This window comes from Caulobacter sp. CCH9-E1 (assembly GCF_001556515.1).
Lineage (GTDB): Bacteria > Pseudomonadota > Alphaproteobacteria > Caulobacterales > Caulobacteraceae > Caulobacter.
Map to the genome: position 1 here is coordinate 16305 of NZ_LSJA01000148.1, position 11023 is coordinate 27327.

General features: G+C 67.5%; 10 protein-coding genes. 8 read left to right on the forward strand and 2 right to left on the reverse strand.

The genetic code is table 11. The annotated features are described in order from the left end of the window. The first annotated feature begins 67 nt into the window (after positions 1 to 67). The 6 genes from sucC (at position 68) to AX690_RS22845 (ending at position 7398) form a co-directional block, all read left to right on the forward strand. Positions 68 to 1267, forward strand: a complete 1200-nt coding sequence (sucC, locus tag AX690_RS09715) for an ADP-forming succinate--CoA ligase subunit beta (protein ID WP_066730346.1) — start codon at positions 68 to 70, stop codon at positions 1265 to 1267. Continuing rightward, positions 1268 to 2152 carry a succinate--CoA ligase subunit alpha gene (gene sucD, locus AX690_RS09720; RefSeq protein ID WP_066730347.1) on the forward strand — a complete coding sequence of 295 codons (885 nt, stop codon included), beginning with the start codon at positions 1268 to 1270 and terminating at the stop codon, positions 2150 to 2152. Positions 2153 to 2330: 178 nt separating this feature from the next. Continuing rightward, positions 2331 to 5294 (forward strand): 2-oxoglutarate dehydrogenase E1 component, encoded by a 2964-nt coding sequence (locus AX690_RS09725; protein ID WP_066730348.1) that lies wholly within the window; start codon positions 2331 to 2333, stop codon positions 5292 to 5294. A gap of 60 nt (positions 5295 to 5354) precedes the next feature. Further along, positions 5355 to 6569, forward strand: coding sequence for a 2-oxoglutarate dehydrogenase complex dihydrolipoyllysine-residue succinyltransferase (odhB, locus tag AX690_RS09730; protein WP_066730349.1), 1215 nt, complete (start codon positions 5355 to 5357; stop codon positions 6567 to 6569). A gap of 84 nt (positions 6570 to 6653) precedes the next feature. After that, positions 6654 to 6998, forward strand: a complete 345-nt coding sequence (locus AX690_RS09735) for a DUF3088 family protein (protein WP_066730350.1) — start codon at positions 6654 to 6656, stop codon at positions 6996 to 6998. A 67-nt stretch (positions 6999 to 7065) separates the two neighbouring features. Then, positions 7066 to 7398 (forward strand): AbrB family transcriptional regulator, encoded by a 333-nt coding sequence (locus tag AX690_RS22845; protein ID WP_197426827.1) that lies wholly within the window; start codon positions 7066 to 7068, stop codon positions 7396 to 7398. A 97-nt stretch (positions 7399 to 7495) separates the two neighbouring features. Here AX690_RS22845 and AX690_RS09745 read toward each other — a convergent pair whose 3' ends face one another. Beyond that, positions 7496 to 8197, reverse strand: a complete 702-nt coding sequence (locus tag AX690_RS09745) for a virulence factor (RefSeq protein ID WP_231732161.1) — start codon at positions 8195 to 8197, stop codon at positions 7496 to 7498. Positions 8198 to 8461: 264 nt separating this feature from the next. Here AX690_RS09745 and lpdA point away from each other — a divergent pair, with 264 nt between their 5' ends. Next, on the forward strand, positions 8462 to 9862 hold the full coding sequence (lpdA, locus tag AX690_RS09750) for a dihydrolipoyl dehydrogenase (RefSeq protein ID WP_066730352.1): 1401 nt from the start codon (positions 8462 to 8464) through the stop codon (positions 9860 to 9862). 82 nt (positions 9863 to 9944) lie between these two features. Further along, positions 9945 to 10247, forward strand: coding sequence for a hypothetical protein (locus AX690_RS09755; RefSeq protein WP_066730353.1), 303 nt, complete (start codon positions 9945 to 9947; stop codon positions 10245 to 10247). A 96-nt stretch (positions 10248 to 10343) separates the two neighbouring features. Here the strand turns inward: AX690_RS09755 and AX690_RS09760 are convergent. Next, a partial coding sequence (locus tag AX690_RS09760) for a methyl-accepting chemotaxis protein (protein WP_231732162.1) occupies positions 10344 to 11023 on the reverse strand: 680 nt, incomplete at its 5' end.

Genomic DNA, 11023 nt, shown 5'->3' on the forward strand with positions numbered 1-11023 from the left:
CGCCTGTGAAATAGCGCTCCTATAACCCCGCCACATTTCAGAAAGCCGTCGTCGAGACCGGGCCCTCATGAACATCCACGAACATCAAGCCAAAGCCGTACTCGCCGAGTTCGGCGCCCCCGTGCCGCGCGGCTTCGCCGCCTTCACGCCCGATGAAGCCGCCGCCGCCGCCGAAAAGCTGGGCGGTCCGGTCTTCGTCGTGAAGAGCCAGATCCACGCCGGCGGGCGCGGCAAGGGCAAGTTCGAGGGCCTGGGCCCCGACGCCAAGGGCGGCGTGCGCGTCGTCAAGTCGGTCGAAGAGGTCAAGGCCAACGCCGCCGAGATGCTCGGCCGCGTGCTGGTGACCCACCAGACCGGCCCCAAGGGCAAGCAGGTCAACCGCCTCTACATCGAAGAAGGCGCGGCGATCGCCAAGGAATTCTACCTGTCGCTGCTGGTCGACCGCGCCTCGAGCAAGGTCTCGGTCGTCGCCTCGACCGAAGGCGGCATGGACATCGAAGACGTCGCCCACTCGACGCCCGAGAAGATCCACACCTTCACCATCGACCCGGCGACGGGCGTGTGGCCGACCCACCAGCGCGCCCTGGCCAAGGCTCTGGGCCTGACCGGCGGCCTGGCCAAGGAAGCCGCCGCGCTGCTGACCCAGCTCTATACGGCGTTCATGGCCAAGGACATGGCCATGCTGGAGATCAACCCGCTGATCGTGACGGCGGATGATCACCTGCGCGTCCTCGACGCCAAGCTGTCGTTCGACGGCAACAGCCTGTTCCGTCACCCGGACATCAAGGCGCTGCGCGACGAGACCGAAGAAGACCCCAAGGAAATCGAAGCCTCGAAGTACGACCTGGCCTACATCGCCCTCGACGGCGAGATCGGCTGCATGGTCAACGGCGCGGGCCTGGCCATGGCCACCATGGACATCATCAAGCTGTACGGCGCCGAGCCGGCCAACTTCCTGGATGTCGGCGGCGGCGCCAGCAAGGAGAAGGTCACCGCGGCCTTCAAGATCATCACCGCCGATCCGGCCGTGAAGGGCATCCTGGTCAACATCTTCGGCGGCATCATGCGCTGCGACATCATCGCGGAAGGCGTCATCGCCGCCGTGAAGGAAGTCGGCCTGAAGGTTCCGCTGGTCGTCCGTCTGGAAGGCACCAACGTCGAACTCGGCAAGAAAATCATCTCGGAAAGCGGCCTGAACGTCATCGCCGCCAACGATCTGTCTGACGGCGCCGAGAAGATCGTCGCCGCTGTGAAGGGCGCCCGCTAAATGTCGGTTCTGATCGGTTCGCACACCAAGGTCATCTGCCAGGGCATCACCGGCGCTCAAGGCACGTTCCACTCCGAGCAGGCCATCGCCTACGGCACCAAGATGGTCGGCGGCGTCACCCCGGGTAAGGGCGGTCAAACGCACATCGGCCTGCCGGTGTTCGACACCGTCGGCGAAGCCAAGGAAGCCACCGGCGCCGACGCCTCGGTGATCTACGTCCCGCCGCCCTTCGCGGCCGACTCGATCCTGGAGGCCATCGAAGCCGAGATCCCGCTGATCGTCTGCATCACCGAGGGCATCCCGGTGCTGGACATGGTCAAGGTCAAGAAGGCCCTGCAAGGCTCCAAGTCGCGCCTGATCGGCCCGAACTGCCCCGGCGTCCTGACGCCCGGCGAGTGCAAGATCGGCATCATGCCGGGCTCGATCTTCTCGAAGGGCTCGGTCGGCGTCGTGTCGCGCTCGGGCACCCTGACCTACGAAGCGGTTTTCCAAACCACGAACGCGGGTCTGGGCCAAACCACCGCTGTCGGCATCGGCGGCGACCCGGTCAAGGGCACCGAGTTCATCGACGTCCTGGAAATGTTCCTGGCCGACGAAGCCACCAAGTCGATCGTCATGATCGGCGAGATCGGCGGCTCGGCCGAAGAGGACGCCGCCCAGTTCCTGAAGGACGAAGCCAAGCGCGGCCGCAAGAAGCCGATGGTCGGCTTCATCGCCGGTCGTACGGCGCCTCCCGGCCGTCACATGGGCCACGCGGGCGCGATCGTCTCGGGCGGCAAGGGCGGCGCCGAGGACAAGATCGCGGCGATGGAAAGCGCGGGCATCCGCGTCTCGCCTTCGCCGGCCAAGCTGGGCGAGACCCTGCTTGAAGTGCTCAAGGGCTAATTAGAACACCGAAACCCCGCCTTGCGCGGGGCCCAGGTTTTTTGCGACCGCCAGTCGACGATCCGAAAAAATCACCTGGGCCCCGCCAAGCGACGGGCGCCCGGGCGATTGAGAGACTATATTTACGGGCTTGCGGTAGCGCTCCCGTAAGCAAGCGGATCTGAAGGCGACAAAATCCATGGCGGACGACGCAGGCATCATCAACCAGGTCTTGACCGAGACCAGCTTCCTCTACGGCGCCAACGCGGCGTTCGTTGAGGACCTCTACGCCCAGTGGGCGGAGAACCCTGCCTCGGTCGAGCCCTCGTGGAACGCCTTCTTCGCCAGCCTGGCCGAACAGGCCGACCAGGTGAAGCGCGCGGCCCAGGATCCGGCCTGGACGCCCAAGAAGGTCCCGACCGTGCGTCCGGACTGGCTGTCGGCCCTGGATGGCCAATGGGCCGCCGTCGCTCCCGCCGTCGAAGCCAAGATCGCCAAGGCCGTCGAGGGCAAGGCCCCCGGCGCCACCGCCGAAGCCGTCCGCGCCGCCACGCTGGACAGCCTGCGCGCCATCATGATGATCCGGGCCTACCGGATGCGCGGCCACCTCGCCGCCAACCTCGACCCGCTGGGCCTTGAGCCGCCGAAGCCGGCGCCGGAGCTGGATCCGGCCACCTACGGCTTCTCGGACGCCGACTACGACCGTCCGATCTTCCTCGATTTCGTGCTGGGTCTCGAGACCGCCACGATCCGCGAGATCCTCGACATCCTGCGCCGCACCTACTGCGGCAACGTCGGCGTGCAGTACATGCACATCTCCGACCCGGCCGAGAAGGCTTGGCTGCAGGAGCGCATCGAAGGCCGCGACAAGGAAATCACCTTCACCAAGGAAGGCAAGGTCGCCATCCTGAAGAAGCTGATCGAGGCCGAGGGCTTCGAGAAGTTCCTGCACAAGCGCTTCCCCGGCACCAAGCGCTTCGGCCTGGACGGCGGCGAGGCCATGGTCCCGGCCATGGAGCAGATCATCAAGCGCGGCGGCGCGCTGGGCGTGAAGGACATCGTCCTGGGCATGCCGCACCGCGGTCGCCTCAACGTGCTGGCCGCCGTGATGGGCAAGCCCTACCACGTGATCTTCCACGAGTTCCAAGGCGGCTCGTCGGTCCCCTCGGACGTCGAGGGCTCGGGCGACGTGAAGTATCACATGGGCGCCTCGTCGGACCGTGAGTTCGACGACAACAAGGTCCACCTGTCGCTGACGGCGAACCCGTCGCACCTGGAAATCGTCAACCCGGTGGTGATCGGCAAGGCCCGCGCCAAGCAGGCCTTCACCCTGCGCGAGCAGCCGGACGCTGGCCGCGGCCACGTCCTGCCGCTGCTGCTGCACGGCGACGCGGCCTTCGCCGGCCAGGGCGTCGTGGCCGAGTGCTTCACCCTGTCGGGCCTGAAGGGCTACCGCACGGGCGGCACCATCCACTTCATCGTCAACAACCAGATCGGCTTCACGACCAGCCCGCGCTACTCGCGCAGCTCGCCGTACCCCTCCGACGTCGCCCTGATGGTCGAGGCCCCGATCTTCCACGTGAACGGCGACGACCCCGAAGCCGTCGTCTTCGCCTCGAAGGTCGCGACCGAGTACCGCCAGAAGTTCGGCAAGGACGTGGTCATCGACATGTTCTGCTACCGTCGCTTCGGTCACAACGAAGGCGACGATCCGACCATGACGTCGCCGCTGATGTACGCGAAGATCAAGGGTCACCCGCCGACCCGCGAACTCTACGCCAGCCGCCTGGTCGGCGAAGGGGTCGTGACCCAAGCGGAAGTCGACGGCTGGGTCTCGGAGTTCGAGACGTTCCTCGACAAGGAATTCGACGCGGGCAAGACCTACAAGCCGAACAAGGCCGACTGGCTGGACGGCAAGTGGGCGGGCCTGACCCTGCCGGGCGACGAGGATCGCCGCGGCAAGACCGCCTTCCCGAAGACCCGCTTGCTCGAGCTGGGCCGCCTGATCACCACGATCCCGGACCGTATCGACGCCCACAAGACCGTGCGCCGCGCCATCGAGAACCGTCGCGACGCGTTCGAAAAGGGCGAGGGCATCGACTGGGGCGCGGCCGAGCACCTGGCCTTCGCCACCCTGCTCGACGAAGGCTATCCGGTCCGCCTGTCGGGCCAGGACTCGGTGCGCGGCACCTTCACCCAGCGCCACTCGGATATCATCGACCAGAAGACCGAGGAGCACTACACGCCCCTCAACAACATCCGTCCGGGCCAGGCGCACTATGAAGTGATCGACTCGGCCCTGTCGGAAGAGGCGGTGCTGGGCTTCGAATACGGCTTCTCGCTGGCCGACCCGAACACCCTGACCCTGTGGGAAGGCCAGTTCGGCGACTTCGTGAACGGCGCCCAGGTCGTGATCGACCAGTTCATCAGCTCGGGCGAGCGCAAGTGGCTGCGGATGAGCGGCCTCGTCATGCTGCTGCCGCACGGCTACGAGGGCCAAGGCCCCGAGCACAGCTCGGCGCGCCTCGAGCGCTTCCTGCAGTCGTGCGCCGAAGACAACATGCAGGTGCTGAACTGCACCACGCCGGCCAACTACTTCCACGCGCTGCGTCGCCAGATGAAGCGCGAGTTCCGCAAGCCGCTGATCGTGATGTCGCCCAAGAGCCTGCTGCGCCACAAGCGCGCCGTCTCGAACCTGGCCGACTTCGCCGAAGGCTCCAGCTTCCACCGCGTGATGGTGGACGGCGCCGAGGCCGGCTGCGACGTTGGCGGCGTCACGCTGAAGAGCGACGACAAGATCAAGCGCGTCATCGTCTGCTCGGGCAAGGTCTACTTCGACCTCGTGGACCACCGCGCCAAGACGGGCCGCGACGACGTCTATCTGCTGCGTCTGGAGCAGTTCTATCCGTGGCCGATGAAGTCGCTGATGAACGTGCTCTCGCGCTTCAAGAACGCCGACCTGGTCTGGTGCCAGGAAGAGCCCAAGAACATGGGCGGCTGGACCTTCGTCGACCCGTGGCTGGAGCTGACGCTGGACAAGCTGGACATCAAGGCCAAGCGCGCGCGCTATGTCGGTCGTCCGGCCTCGGCCTCGACCGCCGCCGGCCTGATGAGCCGCCACCTGAAAGAACTCGAGACCTTCCTCAACGAGGCCTTCGCGTAAGCGAAGGCTCCCGTTACCAACAAACCCGCCGGACCAAGCAAGAGAGACTCGGAAAGCCCCATGGCCGACATCAATACGCCCGCCCTCGGCGAATCCGTCACCGAAGCCACGGTGGCGCGCTGGACCAAGAAGGTCGGTGAGGCCGTGAAGAAGGACGAGATTCTCGTCGAGCTGGAAACCGACAAGGTTTCGCTGGAAGTGGCCTCGCCCGCTGACGGCGTCCTCTCGGCCATCGGCGCCGCCGAAGGCGCGACGGTCGTTCCCGGCACGGTCCTGGGCGTCGTGACCGAAGGCGCCGCCGCCGCCGCCGCTCCGGCCGCCCCCAAGGCCGCCGAGGCGCCGAAGCCGGCTCCGGCCGCTGCTCCGGCCCCGGCTCCTGTCGCCGCTGCCCCGGCCGCCGCGCCGGTCAGCCCGGCCCCGGCCCGCATCGCCGCTGAAAACAACCTCGACCTGTCGAAGGTCGCCGGCACCGGCAAGGACGGCCGCGTGACCAAGGGCGACGCCCTGGCCGCTCTGGAAGCCCGCGCCGCCGCCCCGGCTCCGGCCGCCGCGCCGTCGGCGCCGCGCCCCGTGCACGAGCGCGAGGAACGCGTGAAGATGACGCGCCTGCGTCAGACGATCGCCCGCCGCCTGAAGGAAGCCCAGAACACCGCCGCCATGCTGACGACCTTCAACGAGGTCGACATGAGCGCCGTGATGGCCCTGCGCGCCCAGTACAAGGACGTCTTCGAAAAGCGCCACGGCGTGAAGCTGGGCTTCATGTCGTTCTTCACTAAGGCCGTCGTGGCCGCGCTGAAGGCGATTCCGGACGTGAACGCCGAGATCGACGGCCAGGACATCATCTACAAGAACCACTACGACATCGGCGTCGCCGTCGGCACCGACAAGGGTCTGGTGGTTCCGGTCGTCCGTGACGCCGACGTGCTGAACCTAGCCGAGATCGAAAAGACCATCGGCGACCTCGGCAAGAAGGCCCGCACCGGCGGCCTGGCCATCGAGGACATGCAAGGCGGCACCTTCACGATCACCAACGGCGGCATCTACGGCTCGCTGATGTCGACCCCGATCCTGAACGCGCCGCAGTCGGGCATCCTGGGCATGCACGCCATCAAGGAACGTCCGATGGTCGTGAACGGCAAGATCGAGATCCGTCCGATGATGTACCTGGCTTTGTCCTACGACCACCGCGTCGTCGACGGCGCCGGCGCCGTGACCTTCCTCGTGAAGGTCAAGGAAGCCCTGGAAGACCCGCAGCGCCTGCTGCTGGACCTCTAAGCTTCACGAAGCCTTCCAAGGCTTTTGCATTCGCGGCCCCGGCGTCCTACGTCGGGGCCGTTCGCATTTCTGGGATCCCGCGCAATGGCCAAGGACACGCTCTTTCTGCTGAAGCCGCATTTCGAGAAGGACGGCGCCCAGCGCTTTTGCCCCGACTGCGCGATGATGGAGGGCTATCTGGCGACCTATCCGGCGCTGCGCGAGGCGCTGGAGATCGTCCATGTCGACTACGCCCGGCCGCGCGCGGCGCTAGTCGAGCGGCTGGGCGAGGCCCATCAGAACGCTCCGACCCTGGTCTTGGCGGAAGCCGCGCCGGACGCCGGTCCACATGGTGAAATCCTCTCGGCGAACGGTCTGTCGTTCCTGACCGACGCCCGCCCGATCACCCGCTACCTGGCGGCCAAGCACGGCCTAGCCGCGCCGCTCTAGATCTAGAGCGCGTTTGGGCTGCGGTCCCGGATACTCTGTACTATCCGAGCGTAGATAGGACGGCCCCATGGGAAAGTTCGAGATCGCGCCGGCAAGGGCCAAGCTCTTCACGCACCGTGGCGGCCAGGCCGTTCAGCTGCCTGAAGGCTTTGCGTTCGAAGGCGCGGAAGTGCTTCTTCGCCGCGAGGGTAACGCCGTCATTCTGGAGCCGGCGACGGTGAAGCCGCCGCGAACGCGCGCCGAGCTTGAGGCCATGTTCGCGCGTATCGACGCCGAAGGCGGCGCCGATTTCCCCGATCGCGATCAGCCGCCCATGCAAGAGGACGATGTGGAGGTCGCCGCCCGCATACGCGAAGCGCTTGAGCGCGCGGGTACGCCGATCGGTCCTTCGACCTCCTGATCGCGGGCCAAGCCCTGAATCGCGGTTGGACCTTGGTCACCTCGAACACGCGGGAATTTTCCCGGATCGAAGGCCTCTCCCTGGAAGACTGGTCGCTCTAGCGGCTGGCCTCCAGCACCGCGTCGCCCAGGCGGCCGTAATCGCCATTGAAGTGGTGGCCTCCGGGCAGGCGGATCTTGGCGACCTTGTCGTCGGGCAGATCGGGGCAGATATCGCGCCGCTCCTTGTCGCCGTAGACGCAGGTGATCTTCACGTCCTTCAGCGCCGCGATCGCCGGGGCGACCGGGAACGAGTCGCGCGGCGCCAGGTTCAGCCAGCTGACCGGATGGAAGCGAAGGTCGCCGTCCGGCCCGGTCCCGATCAGCACCACGCGGCTGACCTGGGCGCGCACGTCCCGCGGCAGCTTCGGGATGATCGCCGGCAGGGCGTCGGCCCCGAACGAATAGCCGATCAGCACCACCTTGCCCCGGCCCCACTGGCGCTCGTAGCCGCGCAGGGCTTTGGCGAGGTCGGCGGCGACACTGTCGACGGTGCGATCGGTTCGGAAATAGGCCAGCGAGTTGATCCCGAGCGTCGGCACGCCGTTGTCCGCCAGCCGTCGCGCCACCTTCTGGTCCAGCGGGCCCCAGCCGCCGTCGCCTGAATAGAGCACCGCCAGGGTGTCGCCGTCCTGGGCGCTGGGCGCCACGACGGGACCGGTCCAGGTCGGCGTCGATCGCGCGAAGGCGGCCGAGAAGGCGTAGACGGCGGCGACGGAGGCGAGGGCGGCGGACAGGCCAAAGAGGCGCAGGCGGGTCATCATGGTTCTAAGGACGACACGGCCCGGTGACCCTCTCCAGGCGCTCTAGTGTCAAGCTTGTGGCGATCCCCGGAGCGGGGAGGGCGCCGCCGTGCGTTTCCCGCCTTCTCCTTGATTTTCAAGGGCGCGGACGACGAAAGGTTGTTCCGTTTTTAACAGTCTGGTTCTAAGGAACACGCGCCTCCAAAGGTCTGACAATATGGCCGGCGAGGCCCCATATCTTGTCCGGCGCCGATCTCGGCGCGTCCTGAAGGCGATAGACCCATGGCTCAGTACGACGTCGTCATCATCGGTGGCGGTCCTGGTGGCTACAACGCGGCGATCCGCGCTGGCCAGCTGGGCCTCAAGGTCGCGATCGTCGAAGGCCGCGGCAAGCTGGGCGGCACCTGCCTGAACGTCGGCTGCATGCCCTCGAAGGCCCTGCTGCACGCCTCGGAACTGTACGCCGCCGCGACCGGTCCGGAATTCGCCAAGCTGGGCATCGAGGTGAAGCCGAAGCTGAACCTGCCCCAGATGATGGCCCAGAAGGCCGAGAGCGTCGAAGCCCTGACCAAGGGCGTCGAGTTCCTGATGAAGAAGAACAAGGTCGACTACGTGAAGGGCTGGGGCCGCATCGAAGGCGCCGGCAAGGTGGTCGTGAAGGCCGAGGACGGTTCGGAAACCACCCTCGAGACCAAGAACATCGTGATCGCCACCGGCTCGGAGCCGACCCCGCTGCCGGGCGTGACGATCGACAACAAGCGCATCATCGACTCGACCGGCGCCCTGTCGCTGCCGGAAGTGCCCAAGCGCCTGATCGTCGTCGGCGCCGGCGTGATCGGCCTGGAGCTCGGCTCGGTCTGGAAGCGCCTGGGCGCCGAGGTCACCGTGGTCGAGTACCTGGACCGCATCCTGCCGGGCACGGACACCGAAGTCGCCAACGCCTTCCAGAAGATCCTGACCAAGCAGGGCTTCACCTTCCAGCTGGGCGCCAAGGTCACGGGCGCGACGGCGTCGGCCAAGGGCGTCAAGCTGAGCTTCGAGCCGGTCGCCGGCGGCGACGCCCAGACGATCGAGGCCGACTACGTGCTGGTCGCCATCGGCCGTCGTCCGTACACCCAAGGCCTGGGCCTGGAGACCGTCGGCATCACGCCGGACAAGCGCGGCATGATCGCCAACGACCACTTCAAGACCGGCGTCCCCGGCGTGTGGGTGGTCGGCGACGTGACCTCGGGTCCGATGCTGGCCCACAAGGCCGAGGACGAGGGCGTGGCCTGCATCGAGATGATCGCGGGCAAGGCCGGCCACGTGAACTACGGCATCATCCCGGGCGTCGTCTACACCAGCCCGGAAATCGCCACGGTCGGCCAGACCGAGGACGAGCTGAAGGCCGCGGGCGTCGCCTACAAGGTCGGCAAGTTCCCGTTCCTGGCCAACAGCCGCGCCAAGATCAACCACGAGACCGACGGTTTCGTGAAGGTGCTGGCCGACGCCAAGACCGACCGCATCCTGGGCGCCCACATGGTCGGCCCGAACGTCGGCGACATGATCGCCGAATACTGCGTGGCCATGGAGTTCGGCGGCGCTTCGGAAGACGTGGCTCGCACCTGCCACCCCCACCCGACCCGTTCGGAAGCCCTGCGCCAGGCGGCCATGGGCGTCGAAGGCTGGACGATGCAGGCTTAAGGCCGGCTTCCTGTCCCAAAGTTAATGTGCGGCCCGCCTTGGCGGGCCTAAGGTGGCGGGGTTCCAGATCAGGAGCCCCGCCATGCTTTTGTCCGGACTACTGCTCGCCGCCGCGCTTCAGGCGCCGCCAGAGCCGACCGCCGCGCCCAAGCCCCAGGGCCCGCCCGCGCGGGTCGCCGTCCCCTTCAGCCAAGCGCCGCGCATGAAAGGCCAGCGTCCCGCCTGGGAGTGCCGGCGACGCGCCACGCTCGCCCGCAAGACCCAGGACGAGACCGCCAAGCCGCTGAACCGCATGCCGATGGGGCTGGGCGAGCGCGCGGTCATGCGCATGGTCGACGGCTGCCCCGTTCGGACGCCGATCATCCAGCCCCCGCCGCGCCGCTGAGGCCAGAAAAAAAGGCCCCGTCGGGAGACAGGGCCTTGAAGTCGCTTAGGGAGGAGACGCCCCGCCGCATGAACGGGGCGCTACGCTTACTGGAGCTTAGAATTCTTCCCAGTCGTCGGCCGAGGCGGCCGGCGCGGCCGAGCTCTTGGCGAAGCTGGCGACCTTGGCCTGGGCCGCGGCCACCGGGTTCAGGCCCGGGCGGCTGCTAGCGGAGACCGGAGCCGGCCCCTTGGCCGGCGCGGGGGCCGGACGCGAGGGGGCGGGCGCCGGACGGGTCGCGGCGCGGGCCGAGCTGGCGCTCGACGACGGGGCGGCGGCGGCGCCGCCGCCGACGCGGAAGCGGCCGATCATCTTCAGCAGGTTGCCGGCCTCGCCCTTCAGCGAGTGGGCGGCGGCGGTCGATTGCTCGACCATGGCGGCGTTCTGCTGGACGGTCTGGTCCATCTGGTTGACGGCGGCGTTGACCTGGTTGAGGCCGGTGGCCTGCTCCTGGCCCGAAGAGGCGATCTCGCCGACCAGGGCGTCGATCTCGCCGACCTTCGAGACGATGGCCTGCAGGGCCTCGCCGGTCTGGCCGACCATGCTCACGCCTTGGTTCACTTGCTGGCTGGAGGTCGAGATCAGGGTCTTGATCTCCTTGGCCGCGTCGGCGGAGCGCTGGGCCAGGGCCCGGACTTCCTGGGCGACGACCGCGAAGCCGCGGCCCGCTTCACCCGCCCGGGCGGCTTCGACGCCGGCGTTCAGGGCCAGCAGGTTGGTCTGGAAGGCGATCTCGT